The following is a 26,185-nucleotide window of genomic DNA, read 5'->3' as shown; positions in this document are numbered from 1 at the left end:
ATATTTTATTTTTTATTATTAACAAAATGAGGAAATAAAATAACATCTTTAATATTAGAAGTGTTAGTCAGAAGCATACATAATCGATCTATACCAATTCCTAAACCGCCAGTAGGAGGCATACCGTATTCCAAAGCTTCAATAAAATCTGAATCAAGCGTTTCTGCTTCTTCATTTCCTAATTTTTTTTGCAATAATTGTTCTTTAAAACGTTTTTTTTGCTCTATCGGATCGTTTAATTCACTAAAAGCATTAACGAATTCTTTGCCTGCGATAAATAACTCAAATCTATCAACAAAATTTTCATCATCGATCTTTTTATTAGCTAAAGGGCTAATTTCGTAAGGATAATTATAAATAAAAGTAGGTTGAATTAAAGTAGGTTCTACGAATTTATCAAAAAAAGAAGATATAATATGTCCTTTTGTATAAAAAGATTCAACTGGAACATTATGCTCTTTGGCGATTTTAAAACATTCCTCTAAAGTTGTTTTTTTGCGAAAATCAATATCTATTTTTTCTTTAATAATTTCTAACATATCATATTTATAAAAATGATTAAAATTAATCAAATGTTCTTGATATTCAAATTCTAAATTACCTAAAATTTTCAAAGTTATTTCTTTAAAAAAATTTTCAGTTAATTCCATCATATCTTTAACATTAGCATAAGCTAAATAAGCTTCTATTGTTGTAAATTCTGGATTATGAGTTGCGTCGATACCTTCGTTACGAAAAATACGACCTATTTCATAAACAGCTTTCATACCACCTATAATTAATTTCTTTAATGGAATTTCTGTTGCTATTCTTAAATAAAAATCAGATTTTAAAGCGTTATAATGAGTTATAAAAGGTTTAGCAGAAGCACCGTTTGAAAAAAAATTTAAAATAGGAGTTTCTACTTCTAAAAATCCTTTGTTATTAAAAAAATTTCTAATATTTTTGATAATTAAACTACGAGTAAGAAATTTTTTTCTAGTTTGAGGATTAACAATAAGATCTATATATCTTTTTTTTCTAATATATTCTTTTTCTTTCAAACCTTTATATTTATCAGGCAAAGGCATTAAACTTTTGCTTAAATGAATAAATTTAAAAGCTCTAACAGTTAATGTATTCGTTTTAGTTTTGAATAATTGACCAGTGATACCTACGATATCACCTAAATCAGCATATTTATAAACTGTGAATTCTTTTTCAGAAATATTTTTTTTATTGATATATATTTGAATCGAATGATCAAAATCTTGCAAATTAAAAAAACCTGCTTTACCTTGTGATCTGTTGGTGATAATTCTGCCAGCGATAGAAACATTAATTTTATCTTTATCTAATTCTTCAAAACTATAATTTTGATACTTATCAATAATATTTTTAGCATTATCATTAGGAAAAAAATAATTACTAAAAGGTTGAATGTTTAATTTTTTTAATTCTTCTATTTTTTTAATTCTAATGATGGATTGTTCTATTAGTTTATTTACAGTCATATAATCAAAATTTATAAACCTTTTTTTATCTATAATTAAAAATATATAATTTTATTTTTTGAAAAAAATTATTTTAAAAAAATATTAAAATTTTAAAAAAATAATCTTACTCAATCATTATAAATTATAATAATTAAATATTTTTATTTTGATAATATATAAAAAATATATTTATTAATTATAATATACCAAAATAAAAATACAAAAACAAAATAAAAAAAGAATCTTTTAAAAAAAGATTCTATATAAAAAATAATAGTAATAAGCCATGTTCTGTTCTTATTTTTTTTACAAAATAAGCGTGATCATTTATCTCTACTTTTATTTCTAAAAATAGCATAAAAATCAATCATGAAATTACTTCTAGGAAAATCGATTTTTATGTGCTCCTACCGTAATTTGGATTATTAGCTTGAGGGGTTTACCGCGTTTCACCTAATTATTTCTAATTAACTCGTCTCTGTGGCACTTTATTCCTTTATTTTCATAAATTAATTATATAATAAAAAATCCTTAGAAAATAAAAAAGCCGTTATTTAAATTGAATTAAATACCTTAAGTTATTTTTTTCTTAAACTCAAACACTACATGTGTTCCTAACACAATGTGCTAACATGGACTTTCCTAAACTTAATTTTATTAAAAAATTAAACCTCGATCAACACTCTATTATTTTTTAACTTTAATATTATAACAAATTTTATATAAAAAAAATTATTAATAAACAAAAAGAAAATTATTCTTTTTCATCATTAAAAAAATTTTTTTAATAAATTAAAAAGTAATTTTTTTATAATCTTTTAAAGATAAAAAAATTTTTCCTTTATTATTGATCTCTATACATTTAACAAATATTCGATCGCCTATATTCAAAACATCTTCTACATTATCTGTTCTTTTATTGGCTAATTCACTTACATGAATAAATCCTTCTATTCCTGGAGAAATTTCCGCTATAGCTCCAAAAGATTGACCTTTTTTATCTTTTAAAATTTTTAAAATAACAACTTGATAATTTGCTCCAACTTCAATATTTTTTATTAAATTTTGAATATAATCAACTGTTTTTTGAACAATTTCTATATTAGAATGTGTTATAAATATTGTTCCATCTGGTTTTATATCTATTTTTACATTATCATTTTTTTCTATAATTTGAGAAATAATTTTTCCACCTGAACCAATGATATCACGTATTTTATTAATAGGAACTTTAATCATTTTAACTTTAGGAGCGTAAATAGATAATTCTTTATTACTTTGAGAAATAGTTAATGACATTTTATTTAAAATTTTAATTATACCTGTATAAGCTTGTGAAAAAGCTTTTTTTAAAATATCAAAATTAACTTTATCTATTTTAATATCCATTTGTAAAGCGGTTATTCCTTTTTGAGTTCCGGATATTTTAAAATCCATATCTCCGTAACGATCTTCTAAACCTTGGATATCACTTAAAATAATATATTCTTTTTCATTAGAAAATATCAAACCCATAGCTATACCAGCTACAGATTTTTTTAAAGGAACACCGGCAGCCATTAAAGCCATAGAAGAGGCACAAACAGTAGCCATAGAAGAAGAACCGTTTGATTCTAAAATTTCCGAAACAACTCTAATAGAGTAAGGAAATTCTTCTTCCGAAGGTAAAACACAAAACAAAGCTTTTTCAGCTAATATACCATGACCTATTTCCCTTCTAGAAGGGGACATATATCTACCTGTTTCGCCAACAGAAAAATGAGGAAAATTATAATGTAAAATAAAACGTTTTTCTTCTTCTTCTGTTAAATCATCAATCATTTTACTTTCTTTTAAAGTACCTAAGGTAACTACCGATAAACTTTGTGTTTGTTCTCTGGTGAAAAGAGCTGATCCATGAACCCTTGGTAATAAATTGATTTTAGTTTCGATATTTCTAATATTATCGAAATTTCTACCATCAACTCTTGTTTTTGTTTCGATAATCATTTTTCTAAATTCTTGTTTTAACAAAGTATCAAAAATATTTTCTAAAATAAAAAAATATTTTTTATCTTCTTCATATACTTTTAATTTTTCGTTGTCCTGAAATTCTAATAATAATCTATCTCTTAATCCAGAAATATTATTTTGTAATTCTTTTTTACTAATTTTCAAACACGAACTAACATATAAAAGTTCTTTTATTTGGTTTTTATATTTTTCTTCTATATCTAAATATAAATCTTGAAAATTTGCTTTATTCTCAATATTTTGTTTTGGAGTGTTAATTTCGTTTTTAATATCTTTTTGAAACAAACAAAGTTTTTTTATTATTTTATGGCCGTATTCCATAGCTTCTAACAAAACTTCTTCAGGTGTTTCGTTTGCTATTGCTTCGATCATATTTAAACCGTTTTCTGTACCTGATAAAGTTAATAAAAACTCTGATTTTGTTTTTTGTTCTTTATTAGGATTAACGATTAAATCATCTTTTATTTTACCAATACAAACTCCTGCAACAGGTTCATTAAAAGGGATATTAGAAATTAACAAAGATAATGAACTTCCTAATAAAGCGAATATTTCATTATTACAATCTGAATCACTACTCAAAATAGTATTTATTATTTGAACTTCTTTTTCAAAATTCGGTTCAAACAAAGATCTTATACTTCTGTCTATTAAGCGAGAATTTAAAATTTCATGATCAGAAGGCCTTCCTTCTCTTTTGTTGAAATTTCCTGGAATTTTACCCACTGAATAAAATTTTTCTTGATAAACAACTGTTAAAGGGAAATAATTTAAATTAGTATCTTTTTTACTTGATACCGATACAGTGAGAATAACACTATCTTTATAAGATAACAAAACAGAACCATTAGCTTGTTTAGCTAATTTATTTATTTCAATAATCAATTCGTTATTTTCGAAAATAGTTTTAAATTTACGAGAAATCATTAAAGGTATTACCTTATCGTTATTATTTTTTAAAAAATAAAAAACCACTTTAGAAAATAAAATTAATTTTAAAATAAATTTATATATTTTTTAATGGCGCCTATACTAGGGATCGAACCTAGGACCCTCTGATTAACAGTCAGATGCTCTGCCAGCTGAGCTATATAGGCAATTTTTTACAATTTCCAAAAAAATGGTAGAGGATGAGGGACTTGAACCCCCGACATTCTGCTTGTAAGGCAGACGCTCTCCCAACTGAGCTAATCCTCTTTTTTTAAGTAAACCTTGGCTAACTCTATCTTTGCGGATGTAAACAACAACTATTGTCGAGGTAAAAGGACTTAACTTCTGTATTCGGAATGGGAACAGGTGTTTCCCCTTTTATTAATAACCAAGGTTCTTTCAAAACTAGATAAACATAAACTTTAAGAAATTCTTTATTAAAATCAAAGTCAATGGATCTATTAGTACTAGTAAGCTCAAAAAATCACTTTTCTTACACTTCTAGCCTATCAACCTGATAGTCTTTCAGGGATCTCATAGGGAAATCTCATCTTAAAGGAGGCTTCACACTTAGATGCTTTCAGTGTTTATCCTTTCTATACGTAGCTACTCAGCTATGGCTCTGGCGAACCAACTGAAACACCAGCGGTATATCCATCCCGGTCTTCTCATACTAGGGACAGCTCTCTTCAAATTTCCAACGCCCACGACGGATAGAGACCGAACTGTCTCACGACGTTCTGAACCCAGCTCGCGTTCCGCTTTAATGGGCGAACAGCCCAACCCTTGGAACCTTCTCCAGCTCCAGGATGCGATGAGCCGACATCGAGGTGCCAAACCGCTTCGTCGCTGTGAACGCTCGGAAGCGATAAGCCTGTTATCCCCAGGGTAGCTTTTATCCGTTGAGTCACGACCCTTCCATTCGGTATCGCAAGATCACTAAGTCCGACTTTCGTCTCTGCTCGACTTGTAGGTCTCGCAGTTAAGCTCCTTTATGCCTTTACACTCTCTAAATGATTTCCGACCATTTTGAAGGAACCTTATGAACGCCTCCGTTACTCTTTAGGAGGCGACCGCCCCAGTCAAACTGCCTACCAAACACTGTCCCTCGCAATACACTTGCGTAGGTTAGAGTATAAAAAATTCAAGAGTGGTATCCCAAAAGGCGACTCCTTTTAAACTAGCGTCTAAAAATCTCAGTCTCCCACCTATTCTGTACATGAATTTCTCAAAATCAATATTAAGTTACAGTAAAGCTCCATGGGGTCTTTTCGTCCTGTCGCGGGTAATCGGCATTTTCACCGATAGTTTGATTTCACCGAGACTCTTGTTGAGACAGCGCCCAAATCGTTATGCCTTTCGTGCAGGTCGGAATTTACCCGACAAGGAATTTCGCTACCTTAGGACCGTTATAGTTACGGCCGTCGTTCACTGGGACTTCAATTCAATGCTTTGGTTTAACCCGAACATCTCCTTTTAATCTTCCAGCACCGGACAGGCATCAGCCCCTATACATCACCTCACGGTTTAGCAGAGACCTATGTTTTTGATAAACAGTCGCTTGGGCTTCTTTTCTGTGGCTTTTAACTTTTAAATAAAAGCTCTCCTTATCCCGAAGTTACGGAGCAATTTTGCCGAGTTCCTTAACAAGAGTTTTCTCGCGCGTCTTAGTATTCTCTACCTTCCCACCTGTGTCGGTTTACGGTACAGGTAAAAAAACAATTAACCCTAGAAGCTTTTCTTGAAAGTATGACATCAATCACGTTACCCTTGAATCTCATTTTTTGGAATAAAAAGACGGATTTGCCTATCTTTTCAAACTCGATCCTTTGACCCTAATCCAATAAAGGGCGTGCTTAGCCTTCTTTGTCCCTCCATCAGTTGTTTTTTTAGTGCAGGAATTTTAGCCTGCTTGCCATCGACTACGTATTTCTACCTCGCCTTAGGACCTGACTAACCCAGGGCGGACGAACCTGCCCCTGGAAACCTTGGGTTTTCGACGGATAGGATTCTCACCTATCTTTTCGTTACTTACACCGGCATTCTCACTTCTGATTTCTCCACCACTGCTTCCGCTATAGCTTCAACGACATCAGAACGCTTCCTCTACCATATTCAATTATATTAATTAATATCCGTAGCTTCGGTATAATGTTTAAGTCCCGTTAAATTTTCGGCGCAAAGTCATTAGACTAGTGAGCTATTACGCACTCTTTAAAAGATGGCTGCTTCTAAGCCAACTTCCTAGCTGTTTAAACATCTTCACTTCCTTTTTCACTTAACATTAATTTAGGGACCTTAGCTGACGGTCTGGGCTCTTTCCCTTTTGACCATGGACCTTATCACCCATAGTCTGACTGCTGATATTTTTTTCATAACATTCGGAGTTTAATTGATATCAGTACCCCGAGGTGGAGCCATCAATCATTTAGTGCTCTACCTTCATGAAAACATTAAATCAACGCTAGCCCTAAAGCTATTTCGAGGAGAACCAGCTATCTCTGAGTTCGATTGGAATTTCACCCCTAGCCACAAGTCATCCAAACACTTTTCAACGTGTCCTGGTTCGGTCCTCCATGTGGGATTAACCACACTTCAACCTGCTCATGGCTAGCTCACTTCAGTTTCGGGTCTATGACATACAACTAAACGCTCTTTTAAAACTCGCTTTCGCTATGGCTACGTTCCTTAAAACTTAACCTTGCTCTATATCATAACTCGCCGGTTCATTCTGCAAAAGGCAAGCCATCACTCATTAACGAATTCTGACTAATTGTAGACATACAGTTTCAGGATCTATTTCACTCCCCTCCCGGGGTTCTTTTCACCTTTCCCTCACGGTACTAGTTCACTATCGGTCACTAAGGAGTATTTAGCCTTAGGAGATGGTCCTCCTATCTTCCGACAAGATTTCTCGTGTCTCGCCGTACTTTTTGATACCCTAGATAAAAAAGTTTCTTTACAGGACTATCACCTTCTTTGGTGTTTCTTTCCAAAAACTTCAAGTTATTTTTTATTTTATAACTAGTTAAGTGGTATCTGGCTGTTCCGCGTTCGCTCGTCACTACTAGCAGAATCGTTATTACTTTCTTTTCCTACAGTTACTTAGATATTTCAGTTCACTGCGTTCCCTTTTTGATTTATTAATCAAAAAACTACAAGTTTATTGTAGTAGGTTGCCCCATTCGGAAATCCATGGATCTACATTTATTTACAACTCCCCATGGCGTATCGCCGTTAATTGCGTCCTTCATCGGCTCTTAGTGCCAAGGCATCCACTGTATGCCCTTAATTCCTTCAATTTTTTATTTGAATTTTTAAAGTTACGTTTATCTACTTTTCAAAGAACTTTTTTTAAGTAAAAATTATATTGGTGAGCCTAAATGGACTTGAACCACCGACCTCACGCTTATCAGGCGTGTGCTCTAACCAACTGAGCTATAGGCTCTTTTGACTCTTTTTACCTAAAAAGAAAAACTTATTTAATCTAAGTCTTTCAAAACTGAAGATGATGATTTATTTTCCTTAGAAAGGAGGTGATCCATCCCCACCTTCCGGTAGGGATACCTTGTTACGACTTAACCCCAATCATCGACCCTACCTTAGACAGTTCCCTTTTCTTACGAAATTAAGCCACTGCTTTTGGGTATTGTCCACTTTCATGGTTTGACGGGCGGTGTGTACAAACCCCGAGAACGTATTCACCGCGACATGCTGATTCGCGATTACTAGCGATTCCAACTTCATGAAGTCGAGTTGCAGACTTCAATCCGAACTGAGACTGCTTTTTTGAGATTGGCTAAAAACTCACGTTTCAGCTACTCTTTGTAACAGCCATTGTATCACGTTTGTAGCCCAGATCATAAGGGGCATGATGATTTGACGTAATCCTCACCTTCCTCCAATTTTTAATTGGCAGTCTCGCTAAAGTCCCCACCTTTACGTGCTGGTAACTAACGACAAGGGTTGCGCTCGTTTTAGGACTTAACCTAACATCTCACGACACGAGCTGACGACAACCATGCACCACCTGTATCCCTGATAACCTCCATTATATTTCTATAACTTTGCAGAGTATGTCAAGACCTGGTAAGGTTTTTCGTGTATCTTCGAATTAAACAACATGATCCACCGCTTGTGCGGAGTCCCGTCAATTCCTTTAAGTTTCATACTTGCGTACGTACTACTCAGGCGGAGTACTTAATGTGTTAACTTCAGTACCAAGTTTTACCCTGACACTTAGTACTCATCGTTTACGGCGTGGACTACCAGGGTATCTAATCCTGTTTGCTACCCACGCTTTCGTGCCTCAGCGTCAGTAAAGACCCAGCAAGCCGCCTACGCTTCTGGTGTTCCTCCATATATTTACACATTTTACCGCTACACATGGAATTCCACTTGCCTCTATCTCACTCTAGTTAGGCAGTTTCTATAACAAAACAACGTTAAGCGTTGAAATTAAATTATAGACTTAACTAACCGCCTACGCACCCTTTACGCCCAATAATTCCGGATAACGCTCGCCCCCTATGTCTTACCGCGGCTGCTGGCACATAGTTAGCCGGGGCTTATTCATTGAATAGCGTCAAGATAGTTTTTCCACTATTTTTCTTCTTCAATAAAAGAACTTTACATACCGAAATACTTCATCGTTCACGCGGCATTGCTCGGTCAGAGTTTCCTCCATTGCCGAAAATTCCCTACTGCTGCCTCCCGTAGGAGTTTGGGCCGTGTCTCAGTCCCAATGTGGCTGTTCAACCTCTCAGTCCAGCTACACATCATAGTCTTGGTAAGCCATTACCTTACCAACAAACTAATGTGGCGCAAGCCCCTCTTTAAGCATACCTTTTTTTAGGAGGTCTTTTAAAAACAAAAAGATGCCTTCTTGTTTCCTATCCAGTCTTAGCAAATGTTTCCATTTGTTATCCTCGTCTTAAAGGCAGGTTACTTACGTGTTACTCACCCGTTCGCCACTAAAACTCTTTGCAAAGTTTCCGTTCGACTTGCATGTATTAGGCATGCCGCCAGCGTTAATCCTGAGCCAGGATCAAACTCTTAGTTTTGTAAGATTATTCATCTTATAATAACAAAAAATTCGTTTTTTTGATAAAAAAATTAATTACTAAATATCATCTTCAGTTTTCAAAGAAATAAATCAAATAAATATAATGGTGAAGGGGGATGGATTCGAACCATCGTACCTTTACGGAGCAGTTTTACAGACTGATGCGTTTAGCCACTTCGCTACCCCTCCCGACACAAAAATAAAAAAAATGATTACAATTTATTTTAACATATTTTTTTAAAAAAATATAATTATTAAATAAAAAAATAAAATTTTAATAATTAAAAATATTCTAAACTTTTTTTAATTCTTATTTTGTCATCTTTTTCTTTTAAAACGGCTCTTTTGTCATATTTTTTTTTGCCTTTGGCTAAATAAATCTCTAATTTTAATAAATTACGAACAGATATAATTTTAACAGGGATCAAACTAAAACCCTTTTTTTTTATTTCGCCTTTAATTTTTAAAATTTCTCTTTTATTTAATAAAAGCTTTTTTTTTCTTGTCTCATCATGATCAAAGCTATTACATAAATTATATTTAGAGATTAACATATTAAAAACAAAAATTTCATTATTTTCAAAATTAACATAAGAATTTTCAAAATTAACTTTTTTTAATCTAATAGATTTAACTTCGTTACCTAATAATTTAATACCTGCGATATATTTTTTATCTAAAAAATAATCATAAAAAGCTTTTTTATTAGCAAGAATAGTTTTTATCATTATTTTATATCACTTCATATTTTTTTATTTTATAATTTTTTATCAATTTATAAAAAATTAATTATTTTTTAATTTTAGATATTTATTTAAAGCATTTTTTATAGTTTCAAAAGCTTGTGATTTACCTTCTATACCTTCTATAACAACAGATTTATTTTCTAAATCCTTATAATACAACAAAAAATGTTTTATTTTTTCTAAAATAGAAGTAGGTAAATTTATAATATCTTGATAACTTTGCATAGAAGAATCTTTTATAGGGACAGCTATTATTTTTTCATCTAATTCACCGTCGTCAATCATTTTAACAACTCCAATAGGTCTACATTGGACTAAAACAAACGGATCTAAAACTTCCTGAGATAAAACAAAAACATCTAAAGGATCTTTGTCATCACAATAAGTCAATGGAATAAAACCATAATTAGCAGGATAAACAAAAGAAGATTTTAAAAAACGATCTAATTTTAACAAACCTGTTTCTTTATCTATTTCGTTTTTTTTATTACTACCTTGTGGAATCTCAATTAAAACAATAAAATCATTTGGAGTGATTCTTTTTGAATCGATATTATCTAAACAAATCATAATTTACGCCTTCAAATAAACTTATATTTTTTAAAACCATATAAATTTATTTTTTGTATTTTTTGAAAAAAAATTTTTTTATTTTGAATTATATTTATATTCAGATGATTAAAAAAATAATCCTCTTTTTTGTCTGGATCTAAAATAACAATTTCATCTATTAATTTTAAATTTTCTTCATTTCTAGACATATTTTTAAAAATTTCATAAAAACAAAAATAAAAACTATTGTTTTTTTTCTGCTCAATTTTTAAAACAAAACCTATTGTTTGATGTTCTTTTTCGGTAGAAATTTTAAATTGCATTTCTTTAATTGGTTTTGGTTTTCGACAATCTATTTTAAAATGAATAAAAAAATGTTCAGGAAACAAATGAGAAACTATTGTTCTTATCAAATTAAAAAGAAATTTTTTTTCTAAATCTTCGATATTAGTATTTTCGATAATACTTTCAAAAAAAATTTCAAAAGAAACATCTAATTCTTTTTTTTTAATATTCTTGTTTTTAAAAATTTCATTTAAATGCTTTAAGTATTCTTGGAAATGTTTTTTTAAAATATGAATATCTTCTTTTTTAAAATTAATAACTTCTGAAACTAAACTTAAAATAGAATAACCTGACATTAGACAATTACAAAAAGAAATATTAACCGATTCAATATATTTTTTATCTAAATCTTTAAAATAGAAATACCCTAAAGAAGGATCTTTTTTTAATAAAGAAAAAAAATAAACAATTTCTAAACCTGTTTTATCATATTTATCGTCAATAAATTCTTCTTTTAAACCTGAAATATTAAAAAAATCAAATAAAAAATCTATTTTAGGTATATGATGTTCAAACAAACTGAAAATAAATTGTTTAATATTAAAACACTCTTCAAAAGATTCACAAGGAACAGCGTGAGAACCTGGAATACTATAAAACAATCTTACTTTTTTAGAAAATATAGATCCTAAATCATGTTTCCAAGTTATCGAAGGATATTTTGTTTTAATATTTGTTTTAACGAATTGTTCTTCTAATAAATTTTGAGTTTCTTTTTTAGATAAATCTTCTGAATTATTAACTTTTTTTTGTTCTGAACTTGTTTTTTTCTTTTGTTCATTATCTTTTGTATTTTTATAAGTAACAATTTCTTCTTTTTTAATGTCTTTATCTTTTTTTGGAGATTCTATTTGTGATTCTTTTGGATTCTCCAAAAGAACTTTATAATTTTCTTTTTCAGGAACAACTCCTAAAACCAAAAAATTTAAAAACAAAAAAGGACAAATAAAAAAAGAAAAATAAATTTTATTTAAAACAAAATTCTTCTTATTCAATTGATTTTTTCTTTCTAATATTGATTTTTTTATATTTTAATAAAAAATAAATCAATAAAAAAAATAAAATATAATAAATTTTTTTAAAAAATCAACTCTTAAATTAAAATTTTAATTTTAATGGTGGCTCCGGGCAGAATCGAACTGCCGACACGAGGCTCTTCAGGCCACTGCTCTACCGACTGAGCTACAGAGCCTCCTTTATAAATAAAAAAAATTCATATATAAATGGCGGTCTGGACGGGAATCGAACCCGCGATCTCCTGCGTGACAGGCAAGCATGTTAACCGCTACACCACCAGACCTTTATTTATTTTTGAATTTATACATTCAAATTATTTTTTTTAATTGGTTGCGGGAGAAGGATTTGAACCTCCGACCTTCGGATTATGAGCCCGACGAGCTACCAAACTGCTCTATCCCGCGATATTCATCAAATTTAAAAAATATTTTTTTAAAAAATTGGCGGAGAAAGAGGGATTCGAACCCCCGCATCCTTTCAGATCTTCCAGTTTTCAAGACTGGCCCCTTCAACCACTTGGGTATTTCTCCAATTTTTTCAAACAATGGTGGACCTGGCAGGATTCGAACCTACGACCAACCGGTTATGAGCCGGTGGCTCTAACCAACTGAGCTACAGGTCCAATCCAATAATAATATTGGTAGCGGCAGGGGGATTCGAACCCTCGACCTCACGGGTATGAACCGAACGCTCTAACCAACTGAGCTATACCGCCTCTTTTTTATTATTTTATTTTTATTAGTTTATTTTTATATTATAACATCTTATATTTTATTTTTTTAAAAAAATGGTGGAGTTTAGCGGATTCGAACCGCTGACATCCTGTGTGCAAGACAGGTGCTCTACCAACTGAGCTAAAACCCCTTTTTTTGTGGTACCTAGAGCCGGACTTGAACCGGCACGGCTTTAAACCATGGGATTTTAAGTCCCACGTGTCTACCAATTCCACCATCCAGGCAAAAAAATATTTCTTTAAGAAAATATAAAAAATTATTAATGGTGTCCCGTAAAGGACTCGAACCTTTGACACCTTGATTAAAAGTCAAGTGCTCTACCAACTGAGCTAACGGGACAAAAATATTTTTAATATACACATTCTGGTGCCAAAAACAGGAATCGAACCCGTAACCTACTGATTACAAGTCAGTTGCTCTACCTATTGAGCTATTTTGGCAATTTTTTACAATTTCCAAAAAAATGGTAGAGGATGAGGGACTTGAACCCCCGACATTCTGCTTGTAAGGCAGACGCTCTCCCAACTGAGCTAATCCTCTTTTTTTAAGTAAACCTTGGCTAACTCTATCTTTGCGGATGTAAACAACAACTATTGTCGAGGTAAAAGGACTTAACTTCTGTATTCGGAATGGGAACAGGTGTTTCCCCTTTTATTAATAACCAAGGTTCTTTCAAAACTAGATAAACATAAACTTTAAGAAATTCTTTATTAAAATCAAAGTCAATGGATCTATTAGTACTAGTAAGCTCAAAAAATCACTTTTCTTACACTTCTAGCCTATCAACCTGATAGTCTTTCAGGGATCTCATAGGGAAATCTCATCTTAAAGGAGGCTTCACACTTAGATGCTTTCAGTGTTTATCCTTTCTATACGTAGCTACTCAGCTATGGCTCTGGCGAACCAACTGAAACACCAGCGGTATATCCATCCCGGTCTTCTCATACTAGGGACAGCTCTCTTCAAATTTCCAACGCCCACGACGGATAGAGACCGAACTGTCTCACGACGTTCTGAACCCAGCTCGCGTTCCGCTTTAATGGGCGAACAGCCCAACCCTTGGAACCTTCTCCAGCTCCAGGATGCGATGAGCCGACATCGAGGTGCCAAACCGCTTCGTCGCTGTGAACGCTCGGAAGCGATAAGCCTGTTATCCCCAGGGTAGCTTTTATCCGTTGAGTCACGACCCTTCCATTCGGTATCGCAAGATCACTAAGTCCGACTTTCGTCTCTGCTCGACTTGTAGGTCTCGCAGTTAAGCTCCTTTATGCCTTTACACTCTCTAAATGATTTCCGACCATTTTGAAGGAACCTTATGAACGCCTCCGTTACTCTTTAGGAGGCGACCGCCCCAGTCAAACTGCCTACCAAACACTGTCCCTCGCAATACACTTGCGTAGGTTAGAGTATAAAAAATTCAAGAGTGGTATCCCAAAAGGCGACTCCTTTTAAACTAGCGTCTAAAAATCTCAGTCTCCCACCTATTCTGTACATGAATTTCTCAAAATCAATATTAAGTTACAGTAAAGCTCCATGGGGTCTTTTCGTCCTGTCGCGGGTAATCGGCATTTTCACCGATAGTTTGATTTCACCGAGACTCTTGTTGAGACAGCGCCCAAATCGTTATGCCTTTCGTGCAGGTCGGAATTTACCCGACAAGGAATTTCGCTACCTTAGGACCGTTATAGTTACGGCCGTCGTTCACTGGGACTTCAATTCAATGCTTTGGTTTAACCCGAACATCTCCTTTTAATCTTCCAGCACCGGACAGGCATCAGCCCCTATACATCACCTCACGGTTTAGCAGAGACCTATGTTTTTGATAAACAGTCGCTTGGGCTTCTTTTCTGTGGCTTTTAACTTTTAAATAAAAGCTCTCCTTATCCCGAAGTTACGGAGCAATTTTGCCGAGTTCCTTAACAAGAGTTTTCTCGCGCGTCTTAGTATTCTCTACCTTCCCACCTGTGTCGGTTTACGGTACAGGTAAAAAAACAATTAACCCTAGAAGCTTTTCTTGAAAGTATGACATCAATCACGTTACCCTTGAATCTCATTTTTTGGAATAAAAAGACGGATTTGCCTATCTTTTCAAACTCGATCCTTTGACCCTAATCCAATAAAGGGCGTGCTTAGCCTTCTTTGTCCCTCCATCAGTTGTTTTTTTAGTGCAGGAATTTTAGCCTGCTTGCCATCGACTACGTATTTCTACCTCGCCTTAGGACCTGACTAACCCAGGGCGGACGAACCTGCCCCTGGAAACCTTGGGTTTTCGACGGATAGGATTCTCACCTATCTTTTCGTTACTTACACCGGCATTCTCACTTCTGATTTCTCCACCACTGCTTCCGCTATAGCTTCAACGACATCAGAACGCTTCCTCTACCATATTCAATTATATTAATTAATATCCGTAGCTTCGGTATAATGTTTAAGTCCCGTTAAATTTTCGGCGCAAAGTCATTAGACTAGTGAGCTATTACGCACTCTTTAAAAGATGGCTGCTTCTAAGCCAACTTCCTAGCTGTTTAAACATCTTCACTTCCTTTTTCACTTAACATTAATTTAGGGACCTTAGCTGACGGTCTGGGCTCTTTCCCTTTTGACCATGGACCTTATCACCCATAGTCTGACTGCTGATATTTTTTTCATAACATTCGGAGTTTAATTGATATCAGTACCCCGAGGTGGAGCCATCAATCATTTAGTGCTCTACCTTCATGAAAACATTAAATCAACGCTAGCCCTAAAGCTATTTCGAGGAGAACCAGCTATCTCTGAGTTCGATTGGAATTTCACCCCTAGCCACAAGTCATCCAAACACTTTTCAACGTGTCCTGGTTCGGTCCTCCATGTGGGATTAACCACACTTCAACCTGCTCATGGCTAGCTCACTTCAGTTTCGGGTCTATGACATACAACTAAACGCTCTTTTAAAACTCGCTTTCGCTATGGCTACGTTCCTTAAAACTTAACCTTGCTCTATATCATAACTCGCCGGTTCATTCTGCAAAAGGCAAGCCATCACTCATTAACGAATTCTGACTAATTGTAGACATACAGTTTCAGGATCTATTTCACTCCCCTCCCGGGGTTCTTTTCACCTTTCCCTCACGGTACTAGTTCACTATCGGTCACTAAGGAGTATTTAGCCTTAGGAGATGGTCCTCCTATCTTCCGACAAGATTTCTCGTGTCTCGCCGTACTTTTTGATACCCTAGATAAAAAAGTTTCTTTACAGGACTATCACCTTCTTTGGTGTTTCTTTCCAAAAACTTCAAGTTATTTTTTATTTTATAACTAGTTAAGTGGTATCTGGCTGTTCCGCGTTCGCTCGTCACTACTAGCAGAATCGTTATTACTTTCTTTTCCTACAGTTACTTAGATATTTCAGTTCACTGCGTTCCCTTTTTGATTTATTAATCAAAAAACTACAAGTTTATTGTAGTAGGTTGCCCCATTCGGAAATCCATGGATCTACATTTATTTACAACTCCCCATGGCGTATCGCCGTTAATTGCGTCCTTCATCGGCTCTTAGTGCCAAGGCATCCACTGTATGCCCTTAATTCCTTCAATTTTTTATTTGAATTTTTAAAGTTACGTTTATCTACTTTTCAAAGAACTTTTTTTAAGTAAAAATTATATTGGTGAGCATAAATGGACTTTAAACCTCAAAACCTTTTACCTAAAAAGAAAAACTTATTTAATCTAAGTCTTTCAAAACTGAAGATGATGATTTATTTTCCTTAGAAAGGAGGTGATCCATCCCCACCTTCCGGTAGGGATACCTTGTTACGACTTAACCCCAATCATCGACCCTACCTTAGACAGTTCCCTTTTCTTACGAAATTAAGCCACTGCTTTTGGGTATTGTCCACTTTCATGGTTTGACGGGCGGTGTGTACAAACCCCGAGAACGTATTCACCGCGACATGCTGATTCGCGATTACTAGCGATTCCAACTTCATGAAGTCGAGTTGCAGACTTCAATCCGAACTGAGACTGCTTTTTTGAGATTGGCTAAAAACTCACGTTTCAGCTACTCTTTGTAACAGCCATTGTATCACGTTTGTAGCCCAGATCATAAGGGGCATGATGATTTGACGTAATCCTCACCTTCCTCCAATTTTTAATTGGCAGTCTCGCTAAAGTCCCCACCTTTACGTGCTGGTAACTAACGACAAGGGTTGCGCTCGTTTTAGGACTTAACCTAACATCTCACGACACGAGCTGACGACAACCATGCACCACCTGTATCCCTGATAACCTCCATTATATTTCTATAACTTTGCAGAGTATGTCAAGACCTGGTAAGGTTTTTCGTGTATCTTCGAATTAAACAACATGATCCACCGCTTGTGCGGAGTCCCGTCAATTCCTTTAAGTTTCATACTTGCGTACGTACTACTCAGGCGGAGTACTTAATGTGTTAACTTCAGTACCAAGTTTTACCCTGACACTTAGTACTCATCGTTTACGGCGTGGACTACCAGGGTATCTAATCCTGTTTGCTACCCACGCTTTCGTGCCTCAGCGTCAGTAAAGACCCAGCAAGCCGCCTACGCTTCTGGTGTTCCTCCATATATTTACACATTTTACCGCTACACATGGAATTCCACTTGCCTCTATCTCACTCTAGTTAGGCAGTTTCTATAACAAAACAACGTTAAGCGTTGAAATTAAATTATAGACTTAACTAACCGCCTACGCACCCTTTACGCCCAATAATTCCGGATAACGCTCGCCCCCTATGTCTTACCGCGGCTGCTGGCACATAGTTAGCCGGGGCTTATTCATTGAATAGCGTCAAGATAGTTTTTCCACTATTTTTCTTCTTCAATAAAAGAACTTTACATACCGAAATACTTCATCGTTCACGCGGCATTGCTCGGTCAGAGTTTCCTCCATTGCCGAAAATTCCCTACTGCTGCCTCCCGTAGGAGTTTGGGCCGTGTCTCAGTCCCAATGTGGCTGTTCAACCTCTCAGTCCAGCTACACATCATAGTCTTGGTAAGCCATTACCTTACCAACAAACTAATGTGGCGCAAGCCCCTCTTTAAGCATACCTTTTTTTAGGAGGTCTTTTAAAAACAAAAAGATGCCTTCTTGTTTCCTATCCAGTCTTAGCAAATGTTTCCATTTGTTATCCTCGTCTTAAAGGCAGGTTACTTACGTGTTACTCACCCGTTCGCCACTAAAACTCTTTGCAAAGTTTCCGTTCGACTTGCATGTATTAGGCATGCCGCCAGCGTTAATCCTGAGCCAGGATCAAACTCTTAGTTTTGTAAGATTATTCATCTTATAATAACAAAAAATTCGTTTTTTTGATAAAAAAATTAATTACTAAATATCATCTTCAGTTTTCAAAGAAATAAATCAAATAAATATTTTTTAAAATTTTTGTCAATAAAAATAAAAAACAAAGACAATTTATTATAACATATAAAATAAAAATATCATGAAAAAATATCAAACATTTTTTGAAAATATTTATAATTTTTTTTTATTTAATTTTGCATTATTATTTTTTATTTAAGACATTTTATTATAACATATAAAAATCAAAAATATTATTTTTTTATAACTTATTTTTATTTAATAAATTAAATATCATGTTCAAAGAAATATCTTGAACAAAATATTCTAAAATTTTAACAAAAATAGGAAATTGATTCAAAATAATTTTTAGATTATCTGAAGAAAACGAACTTAAAACATATTTTTCCAAAGAAAATAAATTATTATAACCGACTCCTATTTTTAATCTTTTAAAACTTTCTGTTTGCAAGTTGTCTATTATATTTCTTATACCGTTATGACCACCATGACTGCCTTTTTCTTTTAATTTAAAACGACCTTCCGGGAGATAAATATCATCATGTATAATTAAAACATCTTTTATATTTATTTTATATTTGCGGCAAAAAGATTTTATAACAGCGCCTGATAAATTCATATATTTTTGTGGTTTTAATAATATAGCCGAAATATTTTCTTTTTTATATTTATAAACTAAACCAGACAACTCTTTTATATATTCTAAATTATTATTTGTTAAACGTTTAACAAAATAATCAACCAACATAAAACCTATATTATGCGGAGTATTATCATAAACATCACCTGGATTGCCTAAACCAACAATAAGTTTCATTGTTTTTTTCCTTTTATATATTAAATATTTTTAAATATAATTTATTATTAAAAAACAATAAATAAAATAAAAAAAACAAAAATAAATATTTTTGTTTTTTTTATTTGAGAAAAATAATATTTTATATTATTTTATTGAATTCTTCTTTTTTATTATAAAATTTATAAATAGTATCAAAAAGCAACATAACAAAAATACATAAAGATAAATAAAAATAATGTTTAATTCCTATTCCGATTGTGCCAAAAAAATTATTCAAAAAATCAATTTTTGTTGATATTAAAACAAATAAAAATAATTCAGACCAAATACCGAAATATAAAAGAAAATTCTTTTTTTTAACAGTTTTCCAGAAATAAATTTGATCAGAACGGCAAGCTAAAACATTTCCTATCTGAGCGAAAATAACAGCTCCAAAAGCCATAGTAGAGGCAAATTTAAAATTAGGATCTTTTACTAATTCTGTTAAATTCATTATTTTGACATCTTTAAATATTTTAAAACTATAAGAACATAAAAAAAATATTAAAGCTAAAGTTCCCTCAACGATGCCTAAAAAACCATAACTTCTTTTTAATAATTTTTTATCTAACAAACGATCGTTTTTTGTAATAGGTTTTTTTGTTAATAAATTTTTTTCAGGTTCTTCAGCGCCTAATGCAATAGCCGGAACCAAGTCGGTAATTAAATCTATAGCTAAAATTTGCATAACAGTTAAATAAAGTGGGACACGAAATAAAGCCATAAAAATAATTGGGAAAATTTGAGGAATATTGGAACAAAATACATAAGTTATAAATTTCTTTATATTATCATAAATACAACGAGCTTCTAAAAGAGCTTTAGGAATTTTAGAAAAATTATCATCTAATAAAATTATATCAGCGGCATCACGCGTAACATCTTTTCCTGATTTTCCCATCGCAATTCCTATATGAGCGACTTTCATAGCTAAAATATCATTAACTCCATCGCCAATAACACCTACTATTTCTTCATTATCTCGATAAGCCTGAATAATTCTTAATTTATGTTGAGGAGTTGCGCGAGAAAATAATATAGGTTTTGATTGTTTTAAAGTTGTTTTCAATTCTTCTTCTGATAATTTATCGATTTCATCACCATTTATATCTAAATATTCATCATTTTTAATAATTCCCACTTGTTTACTAATAGATACAGCTGTAGGTCCATAATCACCTGTAATAACAGTAATTTTTAAACCAGCTTTATATAATTGTCCAACCGCTTCAAGTGCACCAGCTTTAGGTGGGTCATAATTAATAACTAGTCCTAAAAACACCATATCTTTTTCTTCATGATTGTTTTCTTCGGTATTTATTTTTTTGTAAGCTATAGCTAACAAACGATAACCTTTTTTAGATAAATCTTCATTCTGTTCTATAAAAAAATTTTTTTCTTCAGAAGTAAAAGAAGTAACTTGATTTTGATCATATTTTAAAATACATTGTTTTAATAAAACACTAGGAGCACCTTTTATAAATAAATATTTTTCATTCAAATCATAATTTTTTTGAGATATATTTTTTACTAAAACACTCATTTTTTTATTTTCAGAAGAAAAAGGATTTGTTTTTTCAATATGGAAATTTTTTCTAATATCATCAATATTAAGACCATACTTTGTAGCAGCTATCAATAAAGCGCCTTCTGCTGAGTTTCCTATTATCTGAAATTTATCTTTATTTTCAGGATCTTCGATAATGTTACTTTCGGAACACATAATAGAAGAAATAAGAATTTTATTCAAAACTTTATCATACATTTTTTTATCAAAATTTTGAAATTGTCCTGCTTTATCTAAACCATTACCTGTAACATCGACTGAACCGCCAAAAAATAAAAATTTACTACAAGTTAATTTATTTTCTGTCAAAGTACCTGTTTTATCTGTACAAATAACAGTAGTAGAATTCAATGTTTCTACAGAAAATAATTTTTTAATCAATACTTTATGTTTTGCCATTCTACGAGAACCAATAGCCAAACTTAAATTAATAGTAGGTAATAATCCTTCCGGAATATTAGCTACTAACATCCCTAAAGCTACGATAATAGAAGCTTTAGCTGCGCTTCCCAAATTTGTAGAAGAGCTTTGATAACGCCATAAACAAATAAAGAAAACTAATGTCGCTAATGAAGAAGCTATTATACTAATAACCTTAATAACTTTATAAATCTCTTTTTCAAGAGTACTTATTCCTTTATCTAGTTGCGAAGATAAATGAGAAATTTGTCCGATTTGTGTTTTATCGGAAACAGAATAAACAATAGCTTTAGCGCTTCCCTGAGTAACTGTAGAACCTGCATAAACTAAATTAGCAGCATCAGAGATAACAAAATTTTTATTATCATTAGCTAAAGAAGTTCTTTTTAAAGGAATAACTTCTCCTGTTAACATAGAATTATCAACATAAAAATCATTAGTCTCAATCAATCTAGCGTCGGCAGGTACAGTAGAACCTATATCTAAAAAAATTATATCTCCGATTGTTAAATTAATAGCATCAATAAATTTTACTTCTTTATTACGATAAACTTTAATTTTTTTAGGAATCATATTTCCTAAATCAGATAAAATCTTTTCTGTTTTATACTCTTGAAAAAAAGAGAAAACACCATTAACAATTACAACTGATAAAATGGCTATTCCTACCGCTATCTCTGAAATAATAAAAGCTAAAAAAGACGATACTAATAATAAAATAGCAAACATAGAAGTAAATTGTTTGATAATTTTCTTTAATATACTATTTTTTTTATTAGATTTAATAATGTTAAGACCATATAAAGAACATCTTCTTTTAACTTCGTTATCATTTAAACCATCTAAACTTGAACCAAAATGTTTTAAAACTTCCTCTGGTGTTAAATTACTTATTTCTAAAAGATCATGATTTTCCATAATTTTGTATAATTCCTCTTTTGTTAAAAAAAATATTTTTTTTAATTTGTAAAATAAAAATTAATCGTTAATATATTAAAATAAATTTTTATAAATAAAATTTATTAATGTTTTTTTTTAAAAAAACATTAAAATATAAAATTATTTTTTTAGAAAATATTAAATATTTCAGTTATATATTAACATCATTTTTCAATAAAATCTTATATTGTTTTAAATATTTTTGATATTTATCTTTTTCTTCTTTAATTTTTTTAGAATTAGCTTTTTCTAAAAAAGACTTATTATTTAAAATATTTTCACTTCTTTTAAGTTCTGATAAAAGAATTTCTTTTTGTCTAATGAAATTTTTTTTCATTTCTATATTATTTTTATTCCAAAATTCTCTATCTATCCAAATAGAAATATCAGATTCCGATTCTAAACAAAAATATTTTTTCTCTGTTATATTATCATGAGATAATTCTAATTGATTAACTTGAAAAAACTTAGTTAAAGAAGGGATAAAAATAACTAAGTTTTGAAATTGTTCTTCATTTGTTTTGATATATACTTTAAATAAATCTTTTTTTTGAATTTTATTATTTTTTTTCCAATAACGGACTTTAGTGATTAATTTTTTAAAAATCTGAAATTGTTCAAAATCTTTTGAATTGGAATAATTAATTTTAGGCCAATCAGAATGAACAATAGATTTATTTGAAGTAAATTTTTCATAAATGGCATCTGTTACAAAAGGCATATGTGGATGTAATAATTTTAAAATATTATGAAAAACAAAAAGTAAAAATTTTTGCGAATTCAAGTTATTTTTTGTTTCTTTTAAAAATATTTTCAAAAATTCTAAATACCAATTGCCAAAATCTTCCCAAACAAAATGATACAATAATTCTCCTATTGTGTTGAATTCATATACTTTATATAAATTATTAATTTTTTTAATTAATTGAGAAAATTGGAATAATAAAGCTTTTTCAGGGAATAATAAATTTTGCAATTCGAAATCAATATCTCTAATAGTTAAATTAAGTTCGAGCCAACGACCAATGTTCCAAATTTTATTAATGAAATTCCAACTATTCATAATTTTTGCCTTATCATAACATAAATCAGAACCATTTGAAACACTAGTAGTCAAAAACCATCTTAAAGTATCCGCGCCATATTGTTCAATAATATCTTTAGGAATAATACCGTTTCCTTTAGATTTTGACATTTTTTGCCCTTTTTCATCTCTTATCAAACCATGTAATAAAACATTTTTAAAAGGTGTTTGATTAGTTAAGTGAAAACTTTGGAAAGCCATTTTAGCCACCCAAAAAGTTAAAATATCGTAACCTGTAACTAAAACATCTAAAGGGAAACGTCTTTGGAAGAAAGGTTCCTTAATATTAGGCCATTCTAAAGTTATTAAAGGCCATAAAGAAGAAGAAAACCAAGTATCTAATACATCAGAATCTTGAACAAAACCATTGCCAGGATCTGATTCTTGAATTTTAATTTGATCATCTTTGTACCAGACAGGGATTGAATGACCCCACCATAATTGTCTAGAAATACACCAATCTTCAGGGTCTTCAAGCCATGCGTTGAATATTTTTAGAAATCTTTTAGGAAAAAAATTAATTTTATTTTCTTTCAAAAATGATAAAGATAATTCTTTGGATTTTAAAAACCATTGTAAAGATAACCTTGGTTCTATGACAGCGCCTGAAATGCTAGAGAAACCAACCATATGAAGATGTTTTTCTATTTTAGAAACTAAATTCATTTCTTGTAAATCTAATATTAATTTTTGACGACACTCTAAAACAGTTAAATTTTCATATTTTTTAGCTATTTTATTCATAGTGTTGTTTTTGTTTATACAAGAGATAAATTTTAAATTATTTTTTTTTCCTATTTGGAAATCATTTTCATCATGCGCAGGAGTTATTTTGACTATACCTGTTCCGAATGTTATATCTACCGATGAATCAGCAATAACATCAATGTGAGAATTAGTATACGGAACCACAACTTTTCGATCAATAAAAGAATTATATCTTGAATCTTCAGGATTTACCGCCAAAGCTTGATCAGCGAAAATAGTTTCTGGCCTGGTAGTAGCAACTTCTAAAAAAATATTAGAATCATTGACTAAAAAATATTTTAAATAAAAAAAATTTCCTTCTACTTGTTTATGTTGAACCTCGATATTAGATAAGGTAGTTAAAAGACAAGGATCCCAATTAATAATTTTATAATCACGATAAATTAAATTATCTTTATATAATTTAATAAAAACTTGTGTTACTGCCTTTTGAAAAGGTGGATCTAAAGTGAATTTTTCATATTTATAATCCATAAATAATCCTAAATCAGACCATTGTTTCCGAATAATATCAGAATATTCTTCTTTCCATAAAGAAGCATATTTTAAAAAAAGTTCTTTAGTTATATCTTTCTCTGAAAAACCTTTTTCTTTTAACTTTTGTTTAATTTTGGCTTGTGTAGCTATACCTGCGTGATCCATGCCAGGTAAAAAAAGAACGTCATATCCTGACATTTTCTTATTTCTTATGATAATATCTTGTAAAAAATTATTCCAAGCATGTCCTAAATGTAGCTGTCCTGTTATATTAGGGGGAGGTATTGCAATAGTGAAAGCTTTTTTATTCAAAACATTTTCGGTTTGAAAATGATTTTCATTTAACCATTTTTGATATCTATTTTTTTCTATTAATTTAAAATCATACTTAGATTTCATAATATTATTATATTTAATTTTAAACCTTATTATTGGTACAAAATAACTTATACAAAATAATATTTATTATAACATTATTATTATTATTTTGTTATTAACTAAACGATTATAAAAAAAATTATATTTAAAATAATTTGTACTTATATTTTATCATGAATCAAATTGATAATATTGATTAATCCTTCTTTATTTTTACAAGATAATAAATGCATTGAAATTTCTGGATAACCCAATTCATTGAAAATTGTTTTAATCTGATTTAATCTATGATTAATCTTATTCAATAAAACTTTATCTTTTTTATTTAAAATCAAAATAGGTTGTAAATTATTTCGATGTAATATTTTAAAAACTTCTAAGTCTAAAACGGTTGGACCTACTTTGAAATCTATAAGTTGGAAAATAATTTTAATAGATTTATTTTTTTGTAAAAAATCACTAATAAGTTTCATAGTATTTTGTTTTATAGTAAAATTTCTTTTCATATAACCGTAACCAGGAGAATCTACTAAATAAAAAGAATTATTTAATAAAAAATAATTTAAATGTATTGTTTTTCCTGGCTTTTTAGATGTGAAAGCCATTTTCTTATTATTGGTTAAAGAATTAATAAAAGAACTTTTACCTACATTACTTCTACCTATTAAAAAAATTTCAGACAATATCGGTAAAGGTCTATTTTTTAAATCAGTAACACTTTTAACAAAAAAAGATTTTAAAATCATTTTATATTGCCTTTTTTATTATAAAGAGTTTAAACTGTTTTTTTTATACTCTAACAAAAGAAAATTAGAAATTAAAACAAACTTTATTACCTTTAATATATCATAAAAAAAACATTTTTCAACAACTTTTTTTAAAAAAGAAAAAAATGCAAAAAAAGAAAAGAAAATCTTATCTAAATCTAATATGTAATATATATTAAAGCTTTTTTTAAAAAAATAGATATAGATTAGATTTTATATTTTGTATTTTTATTAATTATTTTAAAGAGAGGATAAAAAAATTATGAATCATTCACAAAAAACTTAATTTATTATTATTTTTTGATGTTTTTTTAAATTTTTTAATCATTTTTAACATATTTTTCTTTTTTTACGAAAATCATTTGAAAAAGTGGATTGATAAGAGATTGATTTTTAAAAAAATATTAATTTTAATAAAAAATATAAAAATTCACCACAAAAAACTCTCAAAATTGATATTTTTTTATTAAATCTTATTTTTTTCATTCCTTAAAAAAATATCTTATTTTAATTTTTTTTAATAAAATAATTAAATAAAGTGTTGTTAGGTATTAAATAATTATTAAATTTTAGCTTTGTTTCGTTGTTATAATTAAAAATATAGTTATCAATAACAACTTATCACTTCTTTTTTTAGTTAATTTTATGCAATTCTCAAAACTAAATGTCTCTAATTTGAGGTTTGGAAAGAAATATTTAACGGGGGAGTTTTGTTATGGAGACGATTTTTGAGA

The 26,185-nt window shown here is 30.7% G+C and carries 9 protein-coding genes, 15 tRNA genes, 6 rRNA genes and 1 other RNA gene; all 31 read right to left on the bottom strand.

Annotated elements, in window-relative coordinates; translation table 11 throughout:
- Positions 1–5: 5 nt before the first annotated feature.
- Entirely contained in the window at positions 6–1,493 is a 1,488-nt protein-coding gene (gene lysS, locus LFWB_RS02780; protein ID WP_210954558.1) for a lysine--tRNA ligase, read from the bottom strand.
- Between the two features lie 257 nt (positions 1,494–1,750).
- Positions 1,751–2,162, bottom strand: an RNA gene (rnpB, locus tag LFWB_RS02775) — RNase P RNA component class B.
- 105 nt (positions 2,163–2,267) lie between these two features.
- A complete protein-coding gene (locus tag LFWB_RS02770) occupies positions 2,268–4,415 on the bottom strand; it encodes a polyribonucleotide nucleotidyltransferase (RefSeq protein WP_210954557.1) in 2,148 nt (715 codons plus the stop codon).
- A gap of 94 nt (positions 4,416–4,509) precedes the next feature.
- Positions 4,510–4,585, bottom strand: a tRNA-Asn gene (locus LFWB_RS02765).
- A 24-nt stretch (positions 4,586–4,609) separates the two neighbouring features.
- Positions 4,610–4,685 (bottom strand) — tRNA-Val (locus LFWB_RS02760).
- A gap of 12 nt (positions 4,686–4,697) precedes the next feature.
- Positions 4,698–4,812 (bottom strand): 5S ribosomal RNA (gene rrf / locus LFWB_RS02755).
- Positions 4,813–4,858: 46 nt separating this feature from the next.
- Positions 4,859–7,720: ribosomal RNA gene (locus LFWB_RS02750) — 23S ribosomal RNA — on the bottom strand.
- A 69-nt stretch (positions 7,721–7,789) separates the two neighbouring features.
- Positions 7,790–7,866: transfer RNA gene (locus LFWB_RS02745), tRNA-Ile, on the bottom strand.
- Positions 7,867–7,947: 81 nt separating this feature from the next.
- A 16S ribosomal RNA gene (locus LFWB_RS02740) occupies positions 7,948–9,481 on the bottom strand.
- The 16S, 23S and 5S rRNA genes sit together here with 4 tRNA genes alongside, the layout of an rRNA operon.
- A gap of 106 nt (positions 9,482–9,587) precedes the next feature.
- A tRNA-Tyr gene (locus LFWB_RS02735) sits at positions 9,588–9,672 on the bottom strand.
- A 92-nt stretch (positions 9,673–9,764) separates the two neighbouring features.
- Positions 9,765–10,211: an SsrA-binding protein SmpB gene (smpB, locus tag LFWB_RS02730; protein WP_210954556.1), complete on the bottom strand. Its 447-nt coding sequence runs from the start codon at positions 10,209–10,211 to the stop codon at positions 9,765–9,767.
- Positions 10,212–10,268: 57 nt separating this feature from the next.
- Positions 10,269–10,799, bottom strand: coding sequence for an inorganic diphosphatase (locus tag LFWB_RS02725; RefSeq protein ID WP_210954555.1), 531 nt, complete (start codon positions 10,797–10,799; stop codon positions 10,269–10,271).
- Positions 10,800–10,810: 11 nt separating this feature from the next.
- Positions 10,811–12,121: a hypothetical protein gene (locus tag LFWB_RS02720; protein ID WP_210954554.1), complete on the bottom strand. Its 1,311-nt coding sequence runs from the start codon at positions 12,119–12,121 to the stop codon at positions 10,811–10,813.
- Between the two features lie 121 nt (positions 12,122–12,242).
- Positions 12,243–12,318 (bottom strand) — tRNA-Phe (locus LFWB_RS02715).
- A 32-nt stretch (positions 12,319–12,350) separates the two neighbouring features.
- Positions 12,351–12,426 (bottom strand) — tRNA-Asp (locus LFWB_RS02710).
- 44 nt (positions 12,427–12,470) lie between these two features.
- Positions 12,471–12,547, bottom strand: a tRNA-Met gene (locus LFWB_RS02705).
- A 37-nt stretch (positions 12,548–12,584) separates the two neighbouring features.
- A tRNA-Ser gene (locus LFWB_RS02700) sits at positions 12,585–12,673 on the bottom strand.
- Positions 12,674–12,688: 15 nt separating this feature from the next.
- Positions 12,689–12,765: transfer RNA gene (locus LFWB_RS02695), tRNA-Ile, on the bottom strand.
- A 16-nt stretch (positions 12,766–12,781) separates the two neighbouring features.
- A tRNA-Met gene (locus LFWB_RS02690) sits at positions 12,782–12,858 on the bottom strand.
- 73 nt (positions 12,859–12,931) lie between these two features.
- Positions 12,932–13,007 (bottom strand) — tRNA-Ala (locus LFWB_RS02685).
- An 8-nt stretch (positions 13,008–13,015) separates the two neighbouring features.
- A tRNA-Leu gene (locus tag LFWB_RS02680) sits at positions 13,016–13,101 on the bottom strand.
- A 39-nt stretch (positions 13,102–13,140) separates the two neighbouring features.
- A tRNA-Lys gene (locus LFWB_RS02675) sits at positions 13,141–13,216 on the bottom strand.
- Between the two features lie 25 nt (positions 13,217–13,241).
- Positions 13,242–13,317, bottom strand: a tRNA-Thr gene (locus LFWB_RS02670).
- A gap of 24 nt (positions 13,318–13,341) precedes the next feature.
- Positions 13,342–13,417, bottom strand: a tRNA-Val gene (locus LFWB_RS02665).
- Positions 13,418–13,429: 12 nt separating this feature from the next.
- Positions 13,430–13,544: ribosomal RNA gene (gene rrf / locus LFWB_RS02660) — 5S ribosomal RNA — on the bottom strand.
- A 46-nt stretch (positions 13,545–13,590) separates the two neighbouring features.
- A 23S ribosomal RNA gene (locus tag LFWB_RS02655) occupies positions 13,591–16,452 on the bottom strand.
- Between the two features lie 174 nt (positions 16,453–16,626).
- Positions 16,627–18,160 (bottom strand): 16S ribosomal RNA (locus LFWB_RS02650).
- A 294-nt stretch (positions 18,161–18,454) separates the two neighbouring features.
- Positions 18,455–19,030 (bottom strand): aminoacyl-tRNA hydrolase, encoded by a 576-nt coding sequence (pth, locus tag LFWB_RS02645; RefSeq protein WP_210954553.1) that lies wholly within the window; start codon positions 19,028–19,030, stop codon positions 18,455–18,457.
- Positions 19,031–19,151: 121 nt separating this feature from the next.
- A complete protein-coding gene (locus LFWB_RS02640) occupies positions 19,152–21,956 on the bottom strand; it encodes a cation-translocating P-type ATPase (RefSeq protein ID WP_210954552.1) in 2,805 nt (934 codons plus the stop codon).
- A gap of 172 nt (positions 21,957–22,128) precedes the next feature.
- A complete protein-coding gene (locus LFWB_RS02635) occupies positions 22,129–24,705 on the bottom strand; it encodes a valine--tRNA ligase (protein ID WP_210954551.1) in 2,577 nt (858 codons plus the stop codon).
- Positions 24,706–24,845: 140 nt separating this feature from the next.
- On the bottom strand, positions 24,846–25,430 hold the full coding sequence (gene yihA, locus LFWB_RS02630) for a ribosome biogenesis GTP-binding protein YihA/YsxC (protein ID WP_210954550.1): 585 nt from the start codon (positions 25,428–25,430) through the stop codon (positions 24,846–24,848).
- Positions 25,431–26,185: the final 755 nt, after the last annotated feature.

It is taken from the genome of Candidatus Phytoplasma luffae, assembly GCF_018024475.1.
Classification (GTDB): domain Bacteria; phylum Bacillota_I; class Bacilli_A; order Acholeplasmatales; family Acholeplasmataceae; genus Phytoplasma; species Phytoplasma luffae.
The sequence above is the reverse complement of the archived record's forward strand: the minus strand, read 5'-3'. Positions and strand labels throughout refer to the sequence as shown.

Excerpts from the sequence above, each read along its gene's own strand:
- LFWB_RS02635 (WP_210954551.1), bottom strand. The coding sequence starts at position 24,705 with ATGAAATCTAAGTATGATTTTAAATTAATAGAAAAAAATAGATATCAA.
- yihA (WP_210954550.1), bottom strand. The coding sequence starts at position 25,430 with ATGATTTTAAAATCTTTTTTTGTTAAAAGTGTTACTGATTTAAAAAAT.
- lysS (WP_210954558.1), bottom strand. The coding sequence starts at position 1,493 with ATGACTGTAAATAAACTAATAGAACAATCCATCATTAGAATTAAAAAA.
- pth (WP_210954553.1), bottom strand. The coding sequence starts at position 19,030 with ATGAAACTTATTGTTGGTTTAGGCAATCCAGGTGATGTTTATGATAAT.
- LFWB_RS02770 (WP_210954557.1), bottom strand. The coding sequence starts at position 4,415 with ATGATTTCTCGTAAATTTAAAACTATTTTCGAAAATAACGAATTGATT.
- smpB (WP_210954556.1), bottom strand. The coding sequence starts at position 10,211 with ATGATAAAAACTATTCTTGCTAATAAAAAAGCTTTTTATGATTATTTT.
- LFWB_RS02725 (WP_210954555.1), bottom strand. The coding sequence starts at position 10,799 with ATGATTTGTTTAGATAATATCGATTCAAAAAGAATCACTCCAAATGAT.
- LFWB_RS02640 (WP_210954552.1), bottom strand. The coding sequence starts at position 21,956 with ATGGAAAATCATGATCTTTTAGAAATAAGTAATTTAACACCAGAGGAA.